Origin of the sequence: Streptomyces sp. NPDC050161, from assembly GCF_044460025.1 — a bacterium.
In the GTDB taxonomy this organism is placed as follows: Bacteria; Actinomycetota; Actinomycetes; order Streptomycetales; family Streptomycetaceae; genus Streptomyces.
On sequence record NZ_JBITJM010000023.1, the window covers coordinates 20,993 to 44,307 of the forward strand.

Below are 23,315 nucleotides of genomic sequence, written 5' to 3' on the forward strand. Positions count from 1 at the left end.
GTTCTTCTGAAACCGGTTCTTCTGAAGCTGGTTCTCTGCGGCACGCCAAGATTGCTGCGGGCGGCTCACACGGTGCGCACACGGCGTTGACACGAGGGCACAGCGGTACTGCCCTGATGTGAGGGCCGGGCCGTGCACGTGCGACGATCGGGGAATGGACGGGGGTACACGGCTTCGCATCACGCTGCTCGGCGCCTTCCGGCTATCCCTCGGTGACACCGCCCTGCCCGTACCGGGCGCCCGGTTGCAGGCTCTGGTCGTACGGCTGGCCCTCGCCGGCGGACACACCGTCGAGCAGCGCGGCCTCATCGACGCGATCTGGGCCGATGACCCGCCGGCCGATCCGGCCCACGCCCTGCAGGCCCTCGTCTCGCGGCTGCGCCGGAGTCTCGGCTCGGCGAGCGGGGCCGTGCAGTTCGCGGGCGGCTACCGGCTGGCCGTGGAAGCGGCCGACGTGGACGCCCTGCGGTTCGAGCAGCTCGCCGCCGGAGGCCGTGAGCGGCTGCGCGCCGGCGACCCGCGGGCCGCGGCGGCCGTGCTCGGTGCGGCCGTGGCGCTGTGGGGCGACGGTCCCGGCGCCGAGCCCACGGTCGTCGCCACGGTGGCACCCGCCGTCGCGACCCGGCTGGCGCACGCCTCGATCGAGGCCGTCGCCGACCTCGCCGACGCCGAGCTGGCGCTCGGCCGTGCCGACGAGGCCGCCGCCCGTCTGGCCGCACTGCTGGCCGAACACCCCGTCCACGAGCGCGCCGCCGCACTCCTCATGGACGCGCTCACCGCCCAAGGGCGCCAGGCTGATGCCCTCGCCCTGTACCAGCGGGTCCGCGAGCGCCTGGCCGACGGCCTCGGCGCCGACCCGGGCGCCGCCCTGAGCGAACGTCACCTGCGCCTGCTGCGCGCCGAGCGGCCCGCTCCCGGCGCCGCGCAGGTCAGGCGGAGCAACCTGCCCGCACCGATGACCAGTTTCATCGGCCGCGACGACGACCTCGCCCGGATCGGCACGCTGCTCGCCTCCGGGCGCCTGGTGACCGTGCTCGGTCCCGGCGGCGCAGGCAAGACGCGTCTGGCGGTCGAGGCCGCCCGCCGCCATCTGCACGAGTACCGCGACGGCGGGTGGCTGATCGACCTCGCCTCCGTCACCGAGCCCGCCAAGGTCGGCGCGGCGCTGCTGGCCGCGACCGGGCTGCGCGGTTCGGCGCTGTTCGATGCCTCGGCCAAGCTGCGCGGCGACCCGGTCGGCGAACTGGACGTGCTGGCCGACCAGTTGGACGGCCGGGAGAGCCTGCTCGTGGTGGACAACTGCGAGCACCTGATCGACGCGGTGGCGCAGCTGATCGCGGCGCTGCTGGCCCGCTGCGCCACGCTGCGGGTGCTGGCCACGAGCCGGGAACCACTGGCCGTCGACGGCGAGGCGCTGGTCCCGCTCGGCCCGCTGCCCCTGCCCGAGCCGCACGAGGAGGTCGAACAGGTCCGCCGGACGGCGTCGGTGCGCCTGTTCACGGAGCGGGCGGCGGCCGTGCGGCCCGGGTTCGACGTCGACGAGCGCAACCTCGGCGAGGTGCTGCGCGTCGTCCGCAGCCTGGACGGCCTGCCGCTCGCACTCGAACTGGCCGCGGCCCGCCTGCGCACGCTCTCACTGGCGGGCCTGGCCGCCGGGCTGTCCGACCGGTTCCGCCTGCTCACCACCGGCAGCCGGACCGCCTTCCCCCGGCATCGCACGCTGCGCGCGGTCATCGCATGGAGCTGGGACCTGCTCGGCGCGGACGCCCGTACGGTCGCGGAGCGGATCTCGGTCCTGCCCGGCGGCGTCACACCGGCCTCGGCCACCGCGGTCTGCGCCGGCACCGCGGTGCCCGCAGCCGAGGTACCGGAGCTGCTCGCGTCCCTGGTCGACCGGTCGTTGCTGCACCTCGCGCCGGACACCGGCCGGTACCGGATGCTGGAGACCATCCGCGAGTACGGCCGCGAGCGCCTGGCCGAGCAGGGCACCCTGACCGACGTGCGGGATCTGGCCGCCCGTTACTCCGCCGAGCTGGTCGCCCACCACGACCCGCTGCTTCGCGGCCCCGGGCAACTCGACGCACTCCACGTGCTGCACGCCGAGTACGACAACGTGCTCGCCGCCCTGCGCCACCTCTGCGACACCGACGACGCCACCGGCGCGCTCGCGCTCGCGGTGGACCTGATCTGGTACTGGCAGATGCTCGGCCGGCATCCCGACGCGGCCTACTGGCTCGGCGAGGCGGTCGCGCTGCCGGTCGGGCGGCCGAGCATGACACGCGACATCGCCGAGGGGGTGCTGGCGCTCAACACCGTCGACACCCAGGGTGTGCCGGCCAACGGGTGGTTCAAGGAGCGGCGCGAGGAACTGCGGGCGCTCGTCGGCCGGTTGCTGGGCCATCCGGATCTGCCGGGCCTCCATGGCGCGCTGACCGCGGTCGAACTGGCCACCCTGGCGGAGATTGAGGTGTCACCGGCGGTCCTCCAGCAGCTGGTCGACGGGCCCGACGTGTGGCTGGCCGGGATGGCCCGCTTGTTCCGGGCCCAGTTCGCCGAGAACGACGGCCATCTCGGCCAGGTCCGCAGCGACGTGCGCGCCGCGCTGGAGTGCTTCGCCCGAGCCGGCGACCGCTGGGGCGCGGCCAAGGCGCTGCCGCTGCACGCGCTGATGCGCCAGTACGACGACGATCTCGACGGCGCACTGGCCGACCTGAACGAGGCCAAACGGCTGGCCCGCGAGTTCGGATCACTCAGCCTCAGCGACGAGATCTTCGTCGAACTGCGCCTGATCGATCTGCAGGTGCGGCTCGGCGAGACCGCGCGGGCGGCCGAGATGATCGCCGCGGCCCGGGAGCGCGCGCTGCGCTCGGCGTCGCCCGGGATGGCGATCCTGCTCGACGCGCGGGAAGCCGCTCTGTGGGTGCGAACCGGCGATCTGGCCCCGGCGCGCGAGCTGGTCGAATCGGTCGACGCCAGGCTGTCCGCGCATGCCCTGTTCGACGCCGACCAGGGGCAGGCGCTGGTCGGCGCGGTGCGGGGCATGCTCTGCCTCGAACTCGGCGACGGGCCGGGCGCCGAAGAGACGCTGAGCCGGGCGTACACCGCGGCGGTCAGCAGCAGGGACATGCCGATCGTGGCGACGGTGGCGGTGACCGTGGCCGGCCTCGCCGCGCTGTACGGGCGGTACCGCGAAGTCGCCGTCCTGCTCGGCGCGGCGGCCCGGCTGCGCGGCGCCCACGACCGCACCGATCCGCAGGTCCACACGCTGAGCAGCCGCAGCCGGGCCGCGCTCGGCGACGAGCCCTTCGCCGATGCGTACGAGACCGGCTGGCAACTGGACGCGCCAGCGGCCCTGGCCCGGACGGACCCGGCGCGGCTGCGCGGCATGCCACCGTCCGCGTCACCTCCCGAGCCGGGCGGCGCTCAGCCCCGGCGGGTGTGAGCGGTACGAAGACCGCCAACGGCCCGGCGCTCAGGCCAGATAGTCATGGACCGGCCGGGCGGGTGCGAGAGTGAGGTCGGTGGTGATGTGGCTAGCGCTGATCACCTCGCGGACAGGGAGGTCGGCCAGGGGTGCCATGACGTGCTGGGAGAGCTGGAGGCGGGCCGGGCCGCGCCAGGCTTCCTTCACGGTGATGTCGGTGATCTGCGTGCGGACCAGGTCACAGACGCGGGGCCGGGAGTCGTAGCCGGGCACCGTCTTGACGGCGAAGGTGGGCACCGTGATCTGCGCACGGGCCTCATCCGGGTCGAGCGGCTCCCACTTGTACGCCATGGTGGCGGTGGCGACGCGCTCGCTGCCGTAGTCGAGGGTGCCGATCAGGGCGCCGCGCTCGTGGCGCAGCGCGGGTTCGCCTGCCACCTTCGGGTACGCGCTGAGTTCGCGCCCCGCCGCGGTGGCTCCGAAGGAGTCCAGGTACATGACGTGCAGGTACTCGCCGTACTCGTCGCCAAGACGTACCGGGATGACCTGACCGCACTCCGTGTACGGCCCGTAGCCGTCGACCTCGCCCATCTTCATGATCTCGAAGCGCACCAGCGGCTCGACGATCTCCAGCGGCTCGGGGACCACCGCGCGAAGGGCTTCCGGGTCGGTCCGGTAGACGACGTTCAGGTATTCGCGGTCGGTGAAGCGGGTGGCCCGGGGCGGGTAGAGCGGGACGGTCAGTGGGGTGGTCACCGCGGTCGCTACCTGGTCAGCGTGCATGTCGTGCTCCTCGCATTTCTCGTGTTCCTCGCGTTCCTCGTGCTCCTGGGGGCGGCATCGGCACCGCCCCCACATTTGCATACACGGTGTATCGGATACACACTGTATCCAGAAGTTGGGCGGTACATCCACCCGCGTTCCGACCCCGCCGCACCCCTACGGCGGGATCACAGAAGAGCCGCAAAACAGGACAGGAGTAGCCGTGACTTTCACACTCCCCGCCACCACCCAGGACCGGCCGGTCACCGTCATCGGTGCGGGAACGCTCGGCCGCCGCATCGCCTTGATGTTCGCCACCCGGGGCGGCCTGGTCCGCGTCTACGACCCCTCCGCCGAGGCGGGCGAAGCGGCCTGCGCCTACGTGGCCCAGGAGCTGCCCGATGTGGTGAAGACGATCGACGGCGGCCGTCCCGGCACCGTCGAGTCCGTGACCGATCTGCCCCGCGCTCTCGCGGACGCCTGGCTGGTCGTCGAGGCCGTACCCGAGCGTCTGGACCTCAAGAAGCGCATCTTCCGGGACCTGGACGAACTCGCCGAGCCGGACGCCATCCTGGCCAGCAATTCGTCGTCCTACGCGACGAGCAACCTCGTCGACAGCGTGCGCAGCCCCGAGCGCCTGCTGAACCTGCACTTCTACATGCCGCCCCGGCAGAACGCCGCCGATGTGATGTCCTGCGGCCGAACCGACCACGGCGCCATCGAGCTGCTGTTGAAGGTGCTGCCCGAGTACGGCATCCACCCGTTCGAGGCCCGCCGGGAGAGCACCGGCTTCATCTTCAACCGCGTCTGGGCCGCCATCAAGCGCGAGAGCCTCGCCGTGGTCGCCGATGGCGTCTCCACCCCGGCGGACGTCGACCGCATGTGGCAGCTGAACATGGGCGTCCCGGTCGGCCCGTTCCGCATGATGGACTCCGTCGGCCTCGACGTCGTCCTCGACATCGAGAACCACTACGCGGCCGAACGCCCGGGGCTCCCCGAAGGGCCGCGCGAGCTGCTGCGTACGTACGTCGACGCGGGCCGTCTCGGCGTCAAGACCGGCTCCGGCTTCTACGACGACTACCGGCAGCAGGTCTGAAAGCGACGGCCGCCGGCAGCGGGACCGACGCCGGTCACCGGCGGGCGGGCACGTACCCTTCGGGAGGAAGAATCACCTGCAGGGAGCGGTACGTGCCCAAGTCACCCACCAAGCGCCGGCCGGCCACGGTCGCCGCGCTCACCGAGAGCGCGCTCGCCCTCTTCGCCGAACGAGGCTTCCACGCCACGTCGATCAGCGACATCGTCCAGCAGGCCGGGCTGACCCGAGGCGCCTTCTACTCCAACTTCCAGGACAAGGAAGAGCTGTTCCTCGCCCTGTACGACGCGCACACCGACCGGCTCCTGGCCGAGCTGCGGGAACAGGTCGCGGCGTTCACGGACGACCCCGACCCGCTGGCCCGCATGTTCGACCAGCTGGCCACCCACGACGCCAGGGAACGGTCCTGGTTCCTGGTCTCCATGGAGTTCACCCTCCACGCCGCGCGGCACCCGGAGACCGCCCGCGCCCTGGCCGAACACGAAGAACGCCTCAACGCCGGCCTGGCCGAACTCCTCGCCCGCGGCCTCGAATCCGCAGGCCACACCCCCGAGGTCTCCCCCACCACCCTCGCCCGCCTGGTGGTCGCACTCTTCGAGGGCCTTACCGCCATGCGCGTCACCCACACCGCCAAGGACACCGCCACGGACCCCGCCCCCTTGGCCCGCCGCGCCCTCCCCCACCTCGTCCGGGCCCTCAGCACACCCCACGGCTCACCCGGTACGCCCCAGTAGAGCGCGGTGGGGACCGTGGCCGGCGGTGGCAGCGCGATCATCCGCGTCACCGGTATCGACGCGTACCGGTATCGCCTCGACGAAGCGGATGCGGGCGTGAACGCGGGACCGCCGTCGCCGAACCGCCTGAGGATCACCCGGCGCCCCCCACCCAATTTCCATGACACCTGTTGTGTAAAAGCCGCGAGATCGGTACCGTCCTTCAGCAACTGGCACTCTCATGACGGGAGTTGGACCAATATGCATGACGTTGCCGTGGTCGGCGCAGGCTTCACCGGCGTGGTGGCCGCTCGGGACCTCAGCGTCGCGGGCCACTCGGTGGTACAGCTCGAAGCACGTGACAGGATCGGCGGCCGAACCTTCCTGGGCGAGGCGTTCGGCCGCTCGGTGGAGTTCGGCGGCGCGTACGCGCACTGGACCCAGCCCCATGTCTGGCACGAACTCAAGCGTTACGGCATCGGTCTGGCCGCGCCGTTGGAGGTCGAGAAGGCTTACTGGCTCGCCGACGGCGTCGTGCACTCCGGATCCCCTGCCGAGTACGCCGACGTCGGCGGTCCGCTGATCGCTCGATGCCTGGCCGACGCACGGGAGCGGTTTCCACGGCCGTTCGACCCCGCCGCCGTCGACACCGACGCGATCGAGCAGGAGACGCTCGGCGACCGGCTCGACTCGCTGAACCTCTCCCCGCACGACCGGGACGTGCTCGGTGGCGTGATGTCGTCACTGGTCCACTCCGAGAGCGAGCAGGGCATCGCGCAGTTCCTCCTCTGGGCCGCGATCGCCTTCGGCGACTGGGACGCCTTCCTCGAAACCGCAGGTCACTGGCCGATCGAGGGCGGAACCAAGCGGCTGCTCGACGCGATCGCCGATGAGTCGCAGGCCGAGTTGCGCCTGTCCACACCGGTGACGGCGATCGAGGACGACGGGGCCGGAGTCACCCTGACCACCCGCGAGGGCGAGCGCATACGGGCACGGCATGCCGTCGTCGCGCTGCCGCTCAACACCCTGGCCGATGTGACCATGACGCCGCCGGTCGCCCAGCCGGTGCGCGCCATGATCGAGCGGAAGCACCCGATGCGCACGGCCAAGATCTGGGCGCGGGTCAGGGGCGAGATCGAGCCCTTCGCCGCCGGCGCCCCGGCCGGCAAGCACCCCATCAACACCGCCAGAACGGAATACCGCCACGACGGCGACACGCTCGTGGTGTGCTTCTGTTCCGACGCCTCGGCGATCGACGGCACCGATCGCGAGGCGGTGCAGCGTGCCCTGCGGTTCTTCGTCCCGGGCGTCGAAGTGATCGACACCGCCTGCAATGACTGGGTGAACGATCCGTTCTCGCAGGGCACTTGGGTGCACCACCGGCCGGGGAATCTGACCCGGGCGGCGCCCCGGATGCGTGAGCCCCACGGGCGCATCCGCTTCGCCGGTGGCGACATCGCGGCGGTCGGTGTCGGCGGCATCGACGGCGCCATCGAGACCGGCGCCGAGGCGGCCAGGGACATCGTTCGCGCGCTGTCCGACGGCAGCGACTGATCACGCCCGCCAGTCGAACCGGCTCTCGGCCAAGGCGGCGGCCAGATCTTCCTTGTACGCGGAGTAGTACGTCACCGCCCCGGTCGTGAATTCCGCATGCCGGGCCACCTTGCGCAGCACTGCCACACATTTCTCATAACAGGTGTTGTGCAAATGCCTGTGTCCCCTTAGCGTTCTGCCAACTCCCGATACGAAGGAGAAGCCAGCGATGAACGAGTCTGTACGGGAAGCATTCCGGAACGACGGCGCCACCCTCCTCAAGGACTGCCTCGATGAAGGGCAGTTGGCGCAGTGCCGTGAGGCGTTCGACTGGGCTGTCGCGAACCCCGGGCCGCACGCGTCGTCGATGTTCGACGGGTCCGAGCAGCGGTCTGTCGTCGACAACGCCAACCCGCTCGCGAAGGACCGGCTGGACGCGCTGGTGTCGCGGCTGCCGTTCGGCCGGATCTTCGCCGACCTGTGGGGTTCGGAGCACGTCTGGTACTTCGCCGAGGAGATTTTCCTCAAGGCCGGCGGACGAGGTGCCCGCAGCTCCTGGCACCAGGACACCGCGTACCTGCCCTGGGCCGGCGAACACTGGGCCAACGCCTGGATCAGCTTCCAGCCACTCCCCCAGCGGAATTCGCTGGAGATCGTCCGCGGCTCCCACCACGGCATCCAGTACGACGGCACCACCTTCGCCAACCCCGACGACCCGACCGAACCCCTCCACGGCCACGGCATCCTGCCCCGCCTGCCGAACATCGACGCCGAGCGCGCGGCCGATCCCGACGCCTACGACGTGCTCTCCTGGGCGACCGAGCCCGGCGACGTCGTCACCCTGCACCCCCGCTCACTGCACGGCGGCGCCGGCGTCGACGCCGCGTGCCCGGAGCGCCACACACTCGTCCTCCGCTTCTTCGGCGACGACGCGACGTTCCGCCCCCTCCCGGACGTCAACGAGCACTACGCCCGCAACGGCGTCCTCTTCACCGAGGAGATGGCCAAGCTGAACCCGGGAGACCCCTTCCGCTCACCCCTCTTCCGACAGCTCGTCTGACCGCACCCGAGGAGATCCCCGCATGAAGCGCCAACTGATCAACCCGCCCTCTACCCAGGCGATGTACGACCGGCTGCACTTCTCGCAGGCGACCCGGGCCGGCGACCTGATCTGGGTGTCGGGCCAGGTGGGAGTCGACCCGACCACCCTGAAGCCCGCCGACGGCATGGAAACCCAGGCCCGGCTCGCATTCGAAGGCGTCAAGGCCGTACTCGAAGCCGCCGGAGCCGGCCTGGCCGACATCGTCGAGCTGACGACGTTCCACACCGACCTCCGCGGCGACATGCCGGAATTCAGCCGGGTCAAGGACGAGTACCTTCCCGACCGGTACCCGTCATGGACCGCCGTCGGAGTGACCCAACTCGCCCTCCCCGAACTACTGGTGGAGATCCGCGTCGTCGCCGCGGCCGGCAGCGGCGACGACTGAACCGACCGACGGAGACCCGCATCGGCGCGACACTCGTCACCTGGACGGCGGCCCTGCGGGCCTCCCGCACACCCGTCCGCGAAGCGCTCAGCGCACCGTGACAACCACTCGCCTCACTGAGAACCGCTCGCCCCCCACGAACCTGCTGCGCTGCGCAACAACCGTGCCACCAGCGCAGTCATCGGGATGTCATCGCGATGTGAACAACTCTGCCTAGCGTCTGGTGCGTTCGTTGCAGGGCACGTCCATGAACCCAGGGGGAGATCAGGCAATGTCGAAAACGAGCAGGGTGGTACGGGCTCTTGGCACCGCGGCCATGACGGCGGCGCTGACGGCCGGTACCGCCGTCGCGCTGCCCGCCGCCGCGCACGCGGCCGACGCGGAGCACTACTACATCGAGATCGGCGGCACCGGCGCCACGGACAACCAGGACGGCTGCCCCACCACCACGCGCTCCTACACCCCCGCGAACGACGCCATCGGCCTCGGCGAGTCCGCGATCAAGGTGTGCTACCCGGCCACCGCCGGTCCGCTCATCGGCCCCACCGGCGGGCTCATCGAGCCCCCGTCGAAGGTCAACCCCGAGGCCCTCACCGCACCGACCTACGACGCCAGCGTGGAACTCGGCTACCAGCGAGGGCTGCAGGCGGCACAGGACACCCACAAGGCGCATCCCGACGCCCGGATCACGATCACCGGCTACTCCCAGGGCGCCCAGGCCGCGGACCGGGTGCTCCAGACGATCGCGGGCGGCACCACCGGCATTCCGCTGTCCCAGGTCAACGGCATGCTCTACGCCGACCCGATGCAGCCCGACACCGGCTTCGGGGCGCATCTCCCCAAGGGGCTCGGCATCCCCGGGGTGGCCACCGCTCCCGGCGCAGGACCGGCGGAGTTCAACGGCATTCCGGTCAGGCGGTACTGCATCGTCGGCGACCCGGTGTGCGACTTGAGGTCCCTCACGAACGCGCCCGGCTACTTCAGCAAGCACCCGCTGTACCCGGAGTCCGTCATCCCCAAGACCCTCACCCAGGACGGTCAGGACGGCGTCCAGTGGGTGAATGACAACGGAGACCCCGTGTAAGCGCTTTGCGGAAAGTCGCCTTGCACTGGGGGCCAGGCGTCACCCCACCCAACCAGTTCATTGTGCTGGCCTTTGGCCACCCTTTTACACTGGGGTCATGTACAGGGGATTTTCGAAATTTGACGCCACGTTCCGCTATCTGGCCGTCGGCCTTGCGCTTCTGCTGGTGAGCTTTGCGCTGCCCTACGGGTTCCTACGCGGCGTCGCCTGCGGTGCCGGCGTCGTGCTGGCGCTGGCTGCGGCGGTACGTATGGGGCGGCGCGGCACGAAATCCGAATGATCCTGCTGATTCCTGCTCAGGAACACAGCAGGGATCAGCAGGAATCAGCAGGGGACCTCGCCAGGCCCGCTTGGAGGGCTTCTGGTGGTCTGACGGAACGAAGGACAGCGGGGCAGAGGACAGCGGAACAGCGGCCCGGCCGGGGATACTTCGGCCGGGCCGACTCCGTCCGAGGGAGCATCCGAGGGGTCGTCCGAGGGGTTACGCGTCGCCGGTGCTCGGCGGGCGTCGTCGGCCGATGTCGTCCAGGACCCGGGAGATTCTCGCGCGGTTGGCGTCAGCAGCGGGGAGTGCGGTGGCCCGGTCGAAGAAGTCGCGTGCTCCGGCCAGGTCTTCCGCGGCGGCGCCGTGCCAGATCAGCCGATGGCGTATCTCGATCTCCGACGCGGTGCCGGTCTGCTCGTCCAGTACCGCGCGTGACCTGCGGCGGAGTTCGGCAGCTGCCTCCGGGTTGCCCAGGTCACCTTCGGCGGTGGACAGCCTGCCGAGGACGGCGGAGCGCAAGGGGACATCCCCGAGACGCCTGGCCAGGTCCTCGGCCTTCCCCAGTGTGCCGACGGCGTCGGCGGGCCGGCCGAGATCGAGTTGGAGACTCCCGAGGCGGAGCAGCGTCTTGCCGTGGAGCCTGGGGCTGCCCGTCTTCTCGGCGAGGGCGATCGCCTCCGTGTAGCGGTCGTACGCCTTGTCGTACTCTCCGAGCTGGTGATGTATGTCGCCGACGCGGGTCATGACCGAGCCCGTGAGCCATTCGTCGTGTTCCAACTGCCCGGCGAGGACGGCGACTTCGGCGAAATAGGTCATGGACTCGGCTATCCGCCCCTCCAGATTGGCGAATGTCCCGAGACCGGCCGCGGCTCTGGCCTGCTCATGCGGGTCACCAGCCCGGCGGCTGATGTCCAGCGCCTCCGTGAACCAGGTGCGGGCCTGCCGGTAATGGCCCTGTAGGCCGTACATGATGCCCAGGCCCGTGCGCAGTGCGGAGGCCATCCGCCGGTCGGTGCCCTGCCCGGCGGCCGGCAGCACCAATCCCAGCGCGGTACGGCACTCGTGGAACCGGCCCTGTCGGGTGAGGTAGTCGACCAGGCCCTCGGCGATCCAGCAGGCGTCGGCCAGGCGCCCCGCGGCGACCGCCTGGCCGATCACGTCGACCAGCTCGCTGCCCGCCGCGTCCAGCCAGGCCGTGGCCTCCTCCCAGTCCGCGAAGGGCCCGTTGCCCTGCGGGCCGGTCAGGAAGGAGGAGGCGCCCCAGTCACCGGCGCAGCGGGCGGCGGCCACATACAGCCGGAACACACCGCTCCTGGCTGCCGCGACCTCGTCGGGAAACGCGGCGGCGACGCGACGGGCGTAGACCGCCACCAGGTCGTGCAACCGGTAGCGGTCGGCGGTCACCTGCTGCACCAGACTCGCGTCGGCCAGGCTTTCCAGGGCGTGCTCGGCGTCGGATGCCGTCCAGCCGAGCAGGGCGGCCAGCGCCAGCCGGTCGAGGTGCACGGTGGGCGACAGGCCCAGGGCGCGGAAGGCACGCTGCTCGGCGGCCGGAAGCTGACCGTAGGAGATCTGGAAGGCGGCTTCGACGCTGCGGTCCTCCACGGCCAGTTCGTCGAGCCGGCGCTCGTCGTCGGCCAGCCGCGCCGCCAGGGCTTCCACCGCCCACAGCGGCCGGTTCTGTATGCGCGCCCCGACGATGCGCAACGCGAGCGGGAGCCGGTCGCACAGTGCGGCCAGCTCGCGTACGGCCGCGTGCTCACGGTCGGATCCCTCGCCGCCCACGATGCGGGCCAGCAGTCCCGCCGCCTCGTCGATGCCGAGAGGCGGCAGCGAGATCCTGCGGTCCGCGTCCAGCCCCGTCAGACGCTGACGGCTCGTCACCAGCACCATGCTGCCGGAACCGGCGGGCAGCAGCGGTCGCACCTGCTCGGCGCAGGAGGCGTCGTCGAGTACGAGGAGCAGCCGGAGCTGAGCGCTCGCCGCCCGCCACGATGCGGCCAACTCGTCCAGATCCTCGCAGTCCTCCCCCTCACCGGCGCCCACCGCGCGCAGCAACCGGCGCAGTACGCGTTGCCGCCCCGCCGTCTCCCGGCCCTCGCGGTGCCCGTGCAGCTCCACGAACAGGCAGCCGTCGGGGTACCGGTCCCGCAGTGCTCGCGCCGCGCGCAGCACCAACGCGCTCTTCCCGACCCCTGCCATGCCGTCCACCGCGCGGACGGTGACCACCCGCGGATCGGCAGCCGCGACGAGGTGCTCGACCTCCTGCTCCCGGCCGGTGAAGTTGCCGATGTCGACGGGCAGTTCATGGCGTACGCGGCGCTTCGGGCGAGCCGGGACCGGAAGCTGCGGAGCAGGCGGCTGTTTCGCCAGCTGCTCCGCCGTCCGGTCCTGCCGTACGGCGGGGCCGGGGACGAACGCGTCGTCGCCGCGGAGGACCGCCTCGTGCACCCGTCGCAGTTCGGCGCCGGGCTCCACCCCTTGCTCGCTCACCAGCCGGCGGCGCACCGCGGCATAGACGTCCAGCGCTTCGGCCTGCCGGTTGCCGGCGCGGAGGGCACGCATGAGCAGGGCGGCCAGCGCCTCGTTGTAGGGGTGGGCCGCCGTCAGGGAGAACAGTTCGCCCACGGCGTCGGCGTGCCGTCCCAGCCGGAGCTGGCAGTCCACCTTGTGCTGCACCAGCACGAGCCGTTGCTCCGTCAGCCGCAAGCGCTCTCCCTCCGCGAAGGGCCCGGGGATCCCGGCCAGGGGATCGCCGCGGAACAGCCCCAGCGCCGTGGACCACGCCGCCACCGCTGCGTCCAGGTCTCCGGAATCCCTCGCCGAACGCCCTTCAGCGGCGCGGTCCTCCCATCGGGCCACGTCCGCGCATGCGTTCCGTGGGACGAAGCGGTAGCCGCCGCTGCCCGTGACGATCACGGAGTCCGCCGAGCCCGTTCCGGGGGCATCCAGGCGCCTGCGCAGCCGGTGTACATAGACCGGGATCACCCGGGCCCCCGTCCCGGGAGGCTCCGCGCCCCACACCCCGTCGAGCAGCTGCTGCCGGCTGACCGCCCTGTCCGGTCTGAGCAACAGAGCAGCCAGCAGAGCCTGTTCACGAACCGGCCCGAGCGCCAATTGCGCGTCGCCGCGCCAGGCTTGGAGCGGACCGAGCACAGTGAATCGGAGTTGTTGGCTTGCATCCGTGGATAACCCGCGCGTCAACGGCACACCGGAGAGTTTATCGGGACTGCTGGTGCCGCATGAGGAAACCCTTGCTCTGCTCCAAGGCAGGGCGGGTGTCGTTCTCGGGCCCCGCGCAAGGGAGTTGGGGGCTTTCATGGCGGTGCAGACACTATTTCCGACTTTGCGAAAGAGCCCGCTTTCGGTACATCAGGGCAATGTCCGGCACATCCTGCCCTAGGTGCTGTCGCCAGAGTGGTGAGCCAATGTCCCTGGCACGCCGGCGGTGGTCGAGGGGCGTGCGCGGAACAGGTCGATGGTTTCCGCGGTACACAGGTTCACGGGGCGGCACCACCTCGTCGCGCGCGGACGGCGGCATTCCGAGTGCCTGCCGTATCCGCAGATCCTGCCGCCCCCACGCCGGCAGTCCGGTTGCGGGGCATTCGGGTGGGAGTAGCCTGGAGTTGACGTCCTGCCGCTTCTGGAGGTGGGCAATGTTTATGCGATTGCTGCGGCGCCGTAAGCCGCATCGGCTCGTCCTTCTCGGTAACGGCCGTCTGATCCGCGGTTTCAGCGGCGGAATGTACGACGGTCACGGATACCAGTCCTGACACCGTTCACGGTGGGATCCTGGAGGATATGCGGTGGCAGAGGACGCCGATGCCCTGGCAGCCATGGAAAAGCTCCTGTCACCGCACTGCCGGGTCACGCGGATGTCCGACGGAGCGCTGATCGCGGACTGGAAGCGGACGCGATTTCTCGGATTGGCGACGACGGAACTCCAGAAATTCACCTCCGGAATCCCTGAGGAACGCGCTGAACTCGTCACCGGTCTCATGCGTGCCGGATGCGTGACGGGCCGCCGGAAGAAATACCCGGACGCCGGCGTCGGGCGTCGGCTTGGTGGTGTGCACCTGCTGATCCGGACCCTTGGATTCGGCCGCGTCCTCCGGCTGCTGCCCTTGGCCGCCCCGGGTTACGCCCGCGCCGACCCCCCTTCTGCGGAGGAGGTCGGACGGCTGAAACGAGCGGTGCTGTCACACAGCAGCAGAAGCTGGCTCGTCAACGGCGACTGCAAGTCCGAGGCGGTGACGGCCTTCGTCCTGCTGCGGCGGCGCGGCCTGAGAGCCGTACTCCACGTCGGTGTGCGGGAGCACCCGTTCGCCCTCCACGCGTGGACCGCATCGGGCGGTCTGTGCATCCCCGACTCCGATCCGCGAGGGCACGCCTTCACGCCGGTGCTCTCGATCGACTGCGGCGGACAGTGACGTGGAGGCGCTCCGTCTGGAATGGACCGGGGGCGCACCGAGGCTCCGGACCTGCGAGGCCATGGCGCGTCAGGGACTCGTGACGACGGTCTCCTCACGGGCCGGCACCGCGGCCGTCGTCGGCTGGGTCGGCTCGGCCCGCGACCGGGCGGCGGGGGCGCACGACCTCCTCGACGGATCCGACCGGCAGGGGGCCGCACCGTCCGTACCGGCCGGCGACTACGCGGCTGTTCTGGTGTACCGCGACCGCATCCTTCTGACGCGCGACGAGCAGGCACGCATCCCGCTGTTCTTCAGGGAGTCCGGTGGCCGCGTCAGCGCCATCAGCACCTCGGTCCGCTGCCTGGGGAGCGGCGCAGAGCTGGAACCCCGCTACTTCTGCCGGTACCTCACCGGGAACCTGGCACAACCGCACTCGGACCTCACCCCTTTCGCCGGGGTGCACCGCGTCCTCGGCGGCGAGGTGGTCGAGCTGTCCCGCACCGGGCAACTGCGCAGTCGTACGCTGCGACCTGCCCGCCGGGCCACCGACCCGCCCGAGCCGTCGGCGGAAGGTCCCTGCTTCGATGAGGCCGCGCAGGAGTTGCGCCTCGTGTTGGAGAACGCCGTCGGCCGCCGCATGGGCAGGACGACGGCCTGCCATGTCTCGGGCGGCACCGACTCCACCAGCGTCGCGCTGCTCGCCGCACGCCTGCTGGCCGCGGAACGGGGCGGCGCCGGGGACCTGGTCCTGCTCGCCGGGCGTTTCTCCCGCGGGGAGCTGGCCGCGGAGCGGCCGTACCTCGACGCCGCGATGGCGGAGATCCTCCGTCACGCACCCGCGGCCCGCCCGGTGTTCGTCGACGCCGACGACGTGGCCGACTTCGACGACTTCCAGCGCCACGCGGGAGACGCCGACGAACCTCATGCGCACGCCTTCCGCGCCCCGTTCTGGGCCAGGCTGCACGCCGCAGCCGCGGAACTGGGCTGTGACACGCTCCTGACCGGCTGCGGTGCCGATCCGATCGCGGACGCCAACCCGTTCCACCTGCACCGGCTGGCCCGCACGGGACAGTTCCGGCAGATGACCGAGCAGGCACGTGCCTGGGCCACGGGAAGCGAGCGTGGCTTACGGGACATCGTCCGTGCCTACGTGGTGCAGCCGGCTGTTCCCCTGGCAGCCGAACGGATCACCGCGCTCCGCCGCGGTGGAACGGTACTCGGCGGCCTCGGCACCTTCAACCGCCCCGGATGGCTGCGATCCGGATTCGCGCGCGCTCACGGCTATCGGGATGCGGGCATCGCGGAGAGCCGCTTCGTGTTCGGGCGCAAGCCGGAACAGTCGCTCTACGACGCCGCCAATTACGTCGCCGCTCCCGACCTGCTGTCCTGGCAACGCGCGCCACGGGACGGGTTCTTCCTCTCGCACCCCTTCCTCGACCCGGAGGTCGTCGCCACGATGAGCCGCCTGCCCGCCGCGGCCACGTTCCGGCCTGGCCGCCCGAAGGCCGTTCTCCGTGCGGCCATGGCGGATCTGCTCCCGGCCCTGATCCGCGGCAGGGCCGCCAAGGTGCCCTTCGACGACCTCTACGCCCGGGGTCTGCGGACACACGGCGACGAACTCATCGCCCTGTGCCGCTCCGCCCGGCATCCGCTGATCACGGAGATGTTCGACGTCGAGATTCTGTGCCGGGCCGTGCGGGAGGCCCAACTCGGCCTGGGGGACTCGTACTCCTGGGATCGCGTGAACAGCTCGCTCGCCCTGGTGGCCTGGCTGGAGCGACTGGACCGGCGTTCCGGCGCGCCCGGCGCGGCGGTGCCCGTCAGCGCTGGCTCTTGATGTCCCACAGGGTCCGCTCGACCGGTCCGGCGATGAGGTCGACGAGGCCGTACCGGCTCACCAGGTCGCGTGCTTCCTCCGGAGGGGCGATGCGGTTCTCCTCGCCCTTGCGCCCGATGGATGTCTGCACGCTCGCGCCGTGCGTGCTGAACCTCCAGTACACGGTGACGAAACGCGGATCCCTCGTGCGTTCGTCGATCGCGTTGTTCTCGTGCACCCTGGCGCGGTAGACGAGCGAGTCAAGACCGGTCTTCTGCTGCTCCTTCACCCATCGGGGGACTTTTCCCTTGCCCCAGGAGTACGCCACGAAGTCGAGCGGTGGCTGGAGCACGAGCCGGTCCTTGCGCGCGAGACTCGCGGTGGCATAGAGCGCCACCTGGTCGTACGGGGTGTCCGTGGGCAGTTGCACCACCACGCGCGTGGCGAAGGTGTCGTTCGACTCGACCCATTGCCCGTAGGGCATCCACGGTTGCGCCTCGACCATCTCGCCGGGCTGGTTCATCTCCCGGCGGGAGAGCGGATTCACTCCCGAGGGACTGCGCCACTGCTCGGCATCGGTTCGCCACTGCTCGCGGAGCCGGTCCTTCGAGCTCAGCGGCACCTTTTTCCCCATGGCGTGAAATTCGGTGCCGAGCACGTAGAAACCCACGTCGCTGCGGTTCCGGAGGGTGATGTCGACCGGTACGGCGAATGCCGTGCGGTCCTTGCTCAGCACCGCCTTCCCCATGGACAACGTGATGAGCGGCCTGGTTTGCCGCTGGAACGGCTGATAGAGGTTCTGGTAGCCGAAGTTGGCGATCGCGATGACCGAGGAGACGATCAGCGCGGCGGCCACCCGCTTCGGAGCGGGGATCGCGACCGAGGTCCGCCACACCGCGAAGACCGCGCATGCCGAGCCCGCCGTGAGCACGCCGAACAGCACCGGGTAGGTCGCGGAATCACCGTTCTTGACTGTCTGCACCAGGAGCATGGCGTTGGTCACCAAGGCCGCGAACGCGCCGGTCAGCGCGACCAGTCCGGAGTAGGGAAAGCTCTGCCGGGTGCAGTGGTCCAGGATCGCGGCGGCGCCCACGAGCGTGGTGAACGCGACCGCGAGAAGCACGGCGCCGGTGATGCGACCGGGGAAGGTCAGATCATGGACGAAGCCCTCCAGGCCGAACCGGGCCAGCAGCAGCGTGGTCAGGAGAAAGACCACCACGATCACTGCCAGCAAGGGCCGTCGCATTTTCGGGCGCGCGCGGGAGGAGGGCTCAGGAGGAGTTCGCACGCGATCACCTCCTGAGGCCGCCGGTCGTGCCCTGCACGTGCGCAGCGCGGACTCAGGAGAGCTGCCGCCGCGCCGTGGGTTCGAGCACCATCGTCCGTGGCGATCCACCGGGCCGCCATCCGGACGCCCCCGGGCGTGCGAGCCGGTGGTGCGCCGGAGGGCTTCGCGACGCACCGTGGGACCGATGGCCGCAGCCCCTCAACGGCCGCTCATCCCAGGGATATGGCGCAAGGCGCACGTCACCAGATGCTCGGGGGCGGTGCCGGTACCGCCGCCACACCAAGGAACGGACAGTACGCGGATACCCGGCCGGTGGATGGCGTGATACGTCCGCAGGGGCATGGTGGTGCTCAGCGGACGGGCGGCGAGAAGGACGCGTCCGCGGGGGCGGACCGCGGCCAGCGCGCCGCTGACGCCGACGGCGGTGCCGGTGGTCTCGACCACCACACCCGGCTGCGCGTCGGCGCCCGGGGTCGCGTCCGGCAGAGCCAGGCGGACGAGGCGGGCGAGTGCCCCCTCCCCCACCACCAGAACGCCGGTGGCCTCGCCGACGGTTTCCGCGACGGCCTGGGCGGTGGCGGCCCAGTCGCGTGCGGCGCGCTCGTCGGCGCCCGGCATCGGGTAGCCGTATGCCCAGGTCTCGGCAGCCGTCGGGGCGTCGGCGAACCACGCCAGGTCGGTTGGCGGGTTCGTTTCCGTCGGGTGGCCGTCGGAAGTGCGCGGGATGCGCCGCCAGTTGCTCACGGTGCACCGCCTTCGAGGAGCCGGGCCGGGCAGACGGCGCGGCCGAGTCGCGCGGAGGCGTAGGCGGCCTCCACGACCACCTGGGTGCGCAGTCCGTCGGCCAGGCTCACGTCCACCGGTGAGTCGTCGTGGACCGCCCGCGCGAAGCCGGTGAACGCCCAGGTGCGCAGGTCGATCGCGGTCGGTGCCGCGCCGGCCGCAGGGCTGTCCGCCGGGCCGGGCGTCCCACGGTGGGTGAGCGAGTAGTCCGGCGTCAGCTGCACTTCGCCCTTCTCGCCCCAGATCCTGGTCTGCATGCCCCGTCCGCCGGCCACGGTGGCGCTGCCGATGAGCGTGGCGACGACGGTGCCGAAGCGCAGGACGACGCTGACCACATCCTCGATTCCGGGCGCCGCGGCCGTCGTCAAGGGCGCGGTTTCCGCGTAGACGCGGTCGGGTTCCCTGCCCAGGAGCGCCCGGACCGCGTCGATCTGGTGGATGAGGTTCATGATGAGGAAGCCACCGCCCGCGCGGTCCTTCGACAGGCGCCAGGTGGAGGAGACGCGCCCGCTGATGCCGCCGAGGAAGTAGGCCACGGGCTTGTCCGTGAAGTACGTGGTGGCGACGCCGAGCGGTGCGCCGATCTCGCCGGCTTCGATGGCCGCGCGGGCCTGGCAGAACCTCGGGTCGGTGCGGGTGGGAAAGAGGATGCCGGTGCGCAGCTTGCCGGCCTCCGCCAGCTCGACCATCCGCCGCGCCGAGGCCAGGTCCTGGGCGACGGGCTTCTCCAGGAGGACGTGTTTGCCCGCGGCGAGCGCCTCCGTGAGCAGCGGCTCGTGGGTGTCGTGCGGGGTGGCGATGACCACCGCGTCGACGTCGGAGCGGGCCAGCAGGGCCGTAACGGACGCTTCCCGCCGTCCGCCGAACCGGGCGGCCGTCTCCTCGGCCACCTCAGCGACGGGGTCGTGGCAGGCGGTCAGTTCGGCTTCGTCCGCGGCGGCGAGCGCCTTGGCGTCCTCGATGCCGATGTCGCCGCAGCCGATCAGGCCGAAGCGCATCGGGCGGGCGACGAGTGCAGGCCGGCCCGGGGTGTGGCGCGGGGCGTTCCAGTGCAGCGCGGCGCTGATGAAGGCGCGGTCTCCGGCGAGGCGCCGGTAGACCTCCGGGGCCTTGTGTGCCGGGTAGTCGGCCAGGACGTCCCTGATGGTGAAGCGGCGCTGTTCCAGCAGGGCGAAGAACCGGTCGCTGAGCCGTTCTTCATCCGCTTCCGTCAGCTGGGAGATGTGGGCGCCGCGCAGGTCGAGCCGGCGGTCGTGGAGCTGTTGCAGCGGAACTTCGGCCTGCTCGGCCCGCGGTGAGCCGAGCAGCACCACCCGGCCGCCATCCGCGGCCTCGGCGATGGCGGCGGCCAGGCCGGGGCCGCTGTCGGTGGCGTCCACGACGAGCGGGGTGCCGCCGTCGGGCCGTCCGGGTTCGCTGAAAACGGTGGAGGGTTCCGTCCTGGTGCTCCACGTTTTGGCGGCGGACGCGGCGACCACTCTCACGTGCGGCGCGCCGCAGGCCACGGCCAGGCGGCGGGTGATGACGCCGAGCAGGCCCTGGCCGACCACTGTCACCGGCTCCCCCGGGCGCTGCCCGCCGACTTCGAGGCCGAGCAGAGCGGTGAGAGCGAGCTGCCAGACCGCGGCGTCGGCCGGCGGGACGCGTTCCGGCAGGGCGCGCACGTAGCGTGCGGGCACGACGGCGACGTCGGCGTGGCGCGCCCGGCGCACTGCCACTCGGGTGCCTGCGGGAAGTCCCGCACCGCTGCGCACCGTACCGGCGGCCATGTAGCCGGGGAATTCCGGGAACCGGGAGTCGGCGGTCGGACGGTCCAGCAGGATCGCGCGCTCGGTGCCGGGTGACACCACGCTCACACTGACATCGACCACGACGTGGCCGGGACCGCCCGGCGGCTCGTCCTGATCGATGATCTCGCACCGGCCGGGACCAGGTAGGACCACCTGTCGCATGCACGCCTCCATGGGGAATGCGGGGACATCGATATTCATGGGATTCCGCAGCACTGGTCAGAGTTCGAGCGATGAAGGGGACCGATCACAGAGATGAAGAGGACCGATCACGGAAAGGATGCCCGGATATCCACCGTGAAGACATGGTTGACCGGACGTAATTCTTCAGGCACGGTACAGCACATGATTTCTTGGGCATTGCGCAAGATGGCTTTCGACCCCCGGACCATCTCATTCGTCGAGCATGATTTCAGCCGCCTCATCGCACGACTCAGGAATCGCCGCCCGGCACCGATACCCGCGGGCGCTCCGGAATCCCGCAGAATCCATTTAGGCTGCGGTGACCGGCGCGTTCCCGGCTGGCTCAACTGCGATGTGACCGGCTCGGAATTCGACATCGATCTGGCGGCCCGTCGGCTGCCGTTCCCTGACCGTTCGGTCACGGTCGTGGTGATGCAACACGTCGTCGAGCACCTGGAACTGCGCGAGCAGCTGATCCCGTTTTTCCGGGAACTGCACCGGGTCTGCACGGACGATGCCGTGCTCTGGCTCTCCTGCCCCGATCTGGCCAAGGTCTGCACCGCCTACACGGTGGACCGGGGACAGGCGCTGAAGGAGGACCGCTGCCGCCGCTGGCCGGAATACTCCCTCGACGGCGTCCCCGTCCAACAGTTCATCAACGACCTCTTCCAGGCGCGCGGCAGACACCGCAACCTCTTCGACTTCGAACTCCTGGCCTGGGCACTCGGCCAGGCCGGCTTCCACTCCGTCGCGCGGATCGAGGAGTGCGATCTGCTCGCCGCACACCCGGAGTTCCCGCCGCGGCACGACGATGAGCAGTCGCTCTATGTGCGGGTGTGCAAGTCCCGGTAGTGGCACCACAGGTCGTAGAGCGGGATCGACGCCGGGTCCGCCTGGGTCGGTTTGACCGGCTCGGTCCAGTGGACCATCAGGGCCGGGGGCGCGGCGGGATGCACGATCCCGCCGTCCTTCGCCTGGACGCCGGGTGTCCAGGCGAAGACCTCGCCCGGAATGGTGTGGTCGCCGGTGGTGGTGCGCAGGTGGTGCAGGCTGGTGTAGGGCAGGCCCGACGTGACGATGAGGTAGTTCAGGAACGGTTGTTCATAGCCGAGTTTCATGTGCGGCGTCAGCTCGCGGGCCGCGGGAAGTGCGGCGGTGATTCCGGCCAGCGTGAGCGCGCCTTTCCTGGAGGCGACGAAACCGGTGTTCGCGGCATATTCGTACTGCTCAGCCTTCAGCTTCCCCGACTGCCCGATGGTGTCCTTCCAGGCGCGGCCAGGAAGGTGGGATGTGGCGGTGACGAAACCATGGTCGGCGAGGTAATCGAAGACGAAGTCGATGTTGTGCAGGACGGCGGTGTCGCTGTCGATGTAGAGGAATTCGTCGAACTCTCCCTCCCACGCCGCGAGTTTCCTGAAGTGCCCTTTCCGGTGCTCGTGGAAGGAAAGGCTGATCTCGTCGCACCGTGCCAGGAGCTGTTCGTCCTCCCATACGGTGAACCCGTACCGGTCGCCCAGTGCGGCGATCCGCCCGTACTCGCCGTCGAAGGGGATCAACCGGAGCGGGATGTCCGGGTTGGTGCGGCGGAAGCTGTTCAGGAACGCGGTGACCAGTTCCCGCACACGGTCGTTGGCCACGAAGTACACGCCGCGTTTTCCGGGCATGGCGTCTCGCCCCCTTCTCGTCCAGGAGTGTTGGGTCAGGAGCCGGTGCAGGCGGTCAGCGGATCGCCGCGGACGGCCTCGGATGTGAAGCCGTCCGGGCCCACCGGGTGATCGCCCAGGACGGTTACCCGGTAGAGGGTGCGGTGGTAGTCGGTGTGGTCCAGATCGGCCGGCTGGAGGTGGGCGACCGCGCGGTTGTCCCAGACGGCGACGTCGCCGGCCGCCCAGCGCCAGCGGACGGTGTACTCGGGGCGCCCGATGTGCTCGTAGAGCAGCTCCAGCAGGTGGCGGCTCTCCCAGGGCAGCAGCCCGAGCAGGCGGGTCACCGAGGCGGGCGGCGCGAAGAGCGCCTTCTCGCCGGTCTCGGGGTGGACCCGCACCACAGGGTGCACGGAGAGCAGGGTGTCCTCGGTGAGCCGCCTGATGACCTCCACGTCCTCCTCGTCGGAGAGCAGCAGCTCACAGGCGGCGTAGAGGGTGTGTTCCGCGCGCAGTCCGCCGGCCAGCGCCTGTAGTGGGCCGGAGAGCCCCTCGTACGCCGCGACCAGGTTGGTCCACTGGGTGTCGCCGCCGAATGCGGTGACCACCTCCGAACGGAGAACGGAAATGGCCGGCGGGTTGACGACGGCGGCCAGGTCCACGTGCCAGCCGGAGTCGTGCCGCAGGGCCTTGGGCCGCAGCCGTTCCTCGAACCGGCGGCCGTAGCGGGTGTCCTCCGCGTCCGGGTCGACGGTGAGGATCTCCGGGTACCCCTCGGGATGTACGCCGTGCTTGCGGCCCGGACGCCGGGTCAGCGCCCCGAAGCGCCGCCCGAACGCGATGTGGTCGGCGTGGCTCAGCCGCTGGTCGCGGAAGAAGATCACCTTGTGCCTGAGCAGTGCCGCGCGGATCGCCGCCATGACGGTGTCGGACAGCGGCGCGGAGAGGTCCACCCCCGCGATCTCGGCGCCGATGCGGCCCGCGACTTGTCGTACGTCGATCCCGGCGAAGTTCTCCATGGCTGTCGCCATCCGCCTTC

Annotated in this window: 19 protein-coding genes; 11 read left to right on the plus strand and 8 right to left on the minus strand. The window is 70.7% G+C overall.

The genetic code is table 11. The features are described from left to right. The first annotated feature begins 154 nt into the window (after window positions 1–154). Window positions 155–3,442 (plus strand): BTAD domain-containing putative transcriptional regulator, encoded by a 3,288-nt coding sequence (locus tag ACIBK8_RS29455; RefSeq protein WP_399045016.1) that lies wholly within the window; start codon window positions 155–157, stop codon window positions 3,440–3,442. Between the two features lie 30 nt (window positions 3,443–3,472). On the opposite strand, the gene ACIBK8_RS29460 is transcribed toward ACIBK8_RS29455, so the two are convergent. Further along, window positions 3,473–4,207 (minus strand): acetoacetate decarboxylase, encoded by a 735-nt coding sequence (locus tag ACIBK8_RS29460; protein ID WP_399045017.1) that lies wholly within the window; start codon window positions 4,205–4,207, stop codon window positions 3,473–3,475. A gap of 202 nt (window positions 4,208–4,409) precedes the next feature. On the opposite strand from ACIBK8_RS29460, the gene ACIBK8_RS29465 reads away from it, so the two are divergent. The 3 genes from ACIBK8_RS29465 (at window position 4,410) to ACIBK8_RS29475 (ending at window position 7,546) form a co-directional block, all read left to right on the plus strand. Then, on the plus strand, window positions 4,410–5,282 hold the full coding sequence (locus tag ACIBK8_RS29465; RefSeq protein WP_399045019.1) for a 3-hydroxyacyl-CoA dehydrogenase family protein: 873 nt from the start codon (window positions 4,410–4,412) through the stop codon (window positions 5,280–5,282). Window positions 5,283–5,374: 92 nt separating this feature from the next. Continuing rightward, entirely contained in the window at window positions 5,375–6,013 is a 639-nt protein-coding gene (locus tag ACIBK8_RS29470; protein WP_399045020.1) for a TetR/AcrR family transcriptional regulator, read from the plus strand. Window positions 6,014–6,253: 240 nt separating this feature from the next. Continuing rightward, on the plus strand, window positions 6,254–7,546 hold the full coding sequence (locus ACIBK8_RS29475; protein WP_399045022.1) for a flavin monoamine oxidase family protein: 1,293 nt from the start codon (window positions 6,254–6,256) through the stop codon (window positions 7,544–7,546). Here ACIBK8_RS29475 and ACIBK8_RS29480 read toward each other — a convergent pair whose 3' ends face one another. After that, entirely contained in the window at window positions 7,547–7,672 is a 126-nt protein-coding gene (locus ACIBK8_RS29480) for a hypothetical protein (protein WP_399045023.1), read from the minus strand. Window positions 7,673–7,754: 82 nt separating this feature from the next. Here ACIBK8_RS29480 and ACIBK8_RS29485 point away from each other — a divergent pair, with 82 nt between their 5' ends. From ACIBK8_RS29485 to ACIBK8_RS29500, 4 genes are all read left to right on the plus strand, one after another. After that, window positions 7,755–8,585, plus strand: a complete 831-nt coding sequence (locus ACIBK8_RS29485; RefSeq protein ID WP_399045025.1) for a phytanoyl-CoA dioxygenase family protein — start codon at window positions 7,755–7,757, stop codon at window positions 8,583–8,585. Window positions 8,586–8,607: 22 nt separating this feature from the next. Continuing rightward, a complete protein-coding gene (locus ACIBK8_RS29490) occupies window positions 8,608–9,012 on the plus strand; it encodes a RidA family protein (protein ID WP_399045027.1) in 405 nt (134 codons plus the stop codon). A gap of 271 nt (window positions 9,013–9,283) precedes the next feature. After that, on the plus strand, window positions 9,284–10,096 hold the full coding sequence (locus ACIBK8_RS29495; RefSeq protein WP_399045029.1) for a cutinase family protein: 813 nt from the start codon (window positions 9,284–9,286) through the stop codon (window positions 10,094–10,096). Window positions 10,097–10,193: 97 nt separating this feature from the next. After that, the gene (locus ACIBK8_RS29500; RefSeq protein WP_399045030.1) at window positions 10,194–10,376 is read left to right on the plus strand and encodes a hypothetical protein; all 183 of its coding nucleotides are present in this window, start codon (window positions 10,194–10,196) and stop codon (window positions 10,374–10,376) included. 201 nt (window positions 10,377–10,577) lie between these two features. Here the strand turns inward: ACIBK8_RS29500 and ACIBK8_RS29505 are convergent, their stop codons facing one another. Next, window positions 10,578–13,682: an AfsR/SARP family transcriptional regulator gene (locus ACIBK8_RS29505; RefSeq protein WP_399045032.1), complete on the minus strand. Its 3,105-nt coding sequence runs from the start codon at window positions 13,680–13,682 to the stop codon at window positions 10,578–10,580. Between the two features lie 485 nt (window positions 13,683–14,167). On the opposite strand from ACIBK8_RS29505, the gene ACIBK8_RS29510 reads away from it, so the two are divergent. Both ACIBK8_RS29510 and ACIBK8_RS29515 read left to right on the plus strand, forming a co-directional pair. Further along, the gene (locus ACIBK8_RS29510) at window positions 14,168–14,791 is read left to right on the plus strand and encodes a lasso peptide biosynthesis B2 protein (RefSeq protein ID WP_399045034.1); all 624 of its coding nucleotides are present in this window, start codon (window positions 14,168–14,170) and stop codon (window positions 14,789–14,791) included. A gap of 61 nt (window positions 14,792–14,852) precedes the next feature. Continuing rightward, window positions 14,853–16,610 carry an asparagine synthase-related protein gene (locus tag ACIBK8_RS29515; RefSeq protein WP_399045035.1) on the plus strand — a complete coding sequence of 586 codons (1,758 nt, stop codon included), beginning with the start codon at window positions 14,853–14,855 and terminating at the stop codon, window positions 16,608–16,610. Here ACIBK8_RS29515 and ACIBK8_RS29520 read toward each other — a convergent pair. From ACIBK8_RS29520 to ACIBK8_RS29530, 3 genes are all read right to left on the minus strand, one after another. Continuing rightward, entirely contained in the window at window positions 16,594–17,814 is a 1,221-nt protein-coding gene (locus ACIBK8_RS29520; RefSeq protein ID WP_399045168.1) for a hypothetical protein, read from the minus strand. The genes ACIBK8_RS29515 and ACIBK8_RS29520 overlap by 17 nt on opposite strands. A 261-nt stretch (window positions 17,815–18,075) precedes the next feature. Then, entirely contained in the window at window positions 18,076–18,621 is a 546-nt protein-coding gene (locus ACIBK8_RS29525; RefSeq protein ID WP_399045037.1) for a hypothetical protein, read from the minus strand. Continuing rightward, window positions 18,618–20,612 carry a Gfo/Idh/MocA family oxidoreductase gene (locus ACIBK8_RS29530; protein WP_399045039.1) on the minus strand — a complete coding sequence of 665 codons (1,995 nt, stop codon included), beginning with the start codon at window positions 20,610–20,612 and terminating at the stop codon, window positions 18,618–18,620. The genes ACIBK8_RS29525 and ACIBK8_RS29530 overlap by 4 nt, the downstream gene beginning before the upstream one ends. A gap of 375 nt (window positions 20,613–20,987) precedes the next feature. On the opposite strand from ACIBK8_RS29530, the gene ACIBK8_RS29535 reads away from it, so the two are divergent. Next, the gene (locus ACIBK8_RS29535; RefSeq protein WP_399045040.1) at window positions 20,988–21,485 is read left to right on the plus strand and encodes a methyltransferase domain-containing protein; all 498 of its coding nucleotides are present in this window, start codon (window positions 20,988–20,990) and stop codon (window positions 21,483–21,485) included. Here the strand turns inward: ACIBK8_RS29535 and ACIBK8_RS29540 are convergent. After that, window positions 21,458–22,297, minus strand: a complete 840-nt coding sequence (locus ACIBK8_RS29540) for a hypothetical protein (RefSeq protein ID WP_399045042.1) — start codon at window positions 22,295–22,297, stop codon at window positions 21,458–21,460. The genes ACIBK8_RS29535 and ACIBK8_RS29540 overlap by 28 nt on opposite strands. A gap of 35 nt (window positions 22,298–22,332) precedes the next feature. Then, window positions 22,333–23,307, minus strand: a complete 975-nt coding sequence (locus ACIBK8_RS29545; protein WP_399045044.1) for a TauD/TfdA dioxygenase family protein — start codon at window positions 23,305–23,307, stop codon at window positions 22,333–22,335. Between the last annotated feature and the right edge of the window lie 8 nt (window positions 23,308–23,315).

Excerpts from the sequence above, each read along its gene's own strand:
- ACIBK8_RS29460 (WP_399045017.1), bottom strand. The coding sequence starts at position 4,207 with ATGCACGCTGACCAGGTAGCGACCGCGGTGACCACCCCACTGACCGTC.
- ACIBK8_RS29540 (WP_399045042.1), bottom strand. The coding sequence starts at position 22,297 with ATGCCCGGAAAACGCGGCGTGTACTTCGTGGCCAACGACCGTGTGCGG.
- ACIBK8_RS29485 (WP_399045025.1), top strand. The coding sequence starts at position 7,755 with ATGAACGAGTCTGTACGGGAAGCATTCCGGAACGACGGCGCCACCCTC.
- ACIBK8_RS29505 (WP_399045032.1), bottom strand. The coding sequence starts at position 13,682 with ATGAAAGCCCCCAACTCCCTTGCGCGGGGCCCGAGAACGACACCCGCC.
- ACIBK8_RS29500 (WP_399045030.1), top strand. The coding sequence starts at position 10,194 with ATGTACAGGGGATTTTCGAAATTTGACGCCACGTTCCGCTATCTGGCC.
- ACIBK8_RS29490 (WP_399045027.1), top strand. The coding sequence starts at position 8,608 with ATGAAGCGCCAACTGATCAACCCGCCCTCTACCCAGGCGATGTACGAC.
- ACIBK8_RS29545 (WP_399045044.1), bottom strand. The coding sequence starts at position 23,307 with ATGGCGACAGCCATGGAGAACTTCGCCGGGATCGACGTACGACAAGTC.
- ACIBK8_RS29455 (WP_399045016.1), top strand. The coding sequence starts at position 155 with ATGGACGGGGGTACACGGCTTCGCATCACGCTGCTCGGCGCCTTCCGG.
- ACIBK8_RS29515 (WP_399045035.1), top strand. The coding sequence starts at position 14,853 with ATGGCGCGTCAGGGACTCGTGACGACGGTCTCCTCACGGGCCGGCACC.
- ACIBK8_RS29530 (WP_399045039.1), bottom strand. The coding sequence starts at position 20,612 with ATGCGACAGGTGGTCCTACCTGGTCCCGGCCGGTGCGAGATCATCGAT.
- ACIBK8_RS29495 (WP_399045029.1), top strand. The coding sequence starts at position 9,284 with ATGTCGAAAACGAGCAGGGTGGTACGGGCTCTTGGCACCGCGGCCATG.
- ACIBK8_RS29475 (WP_399045022.1), top strand. The coding sequence starts at position 6,254 with ATGCATGACGTTGCCGTGGTCGGCGCAGGCTTCACCGGCGTGGTGGCC.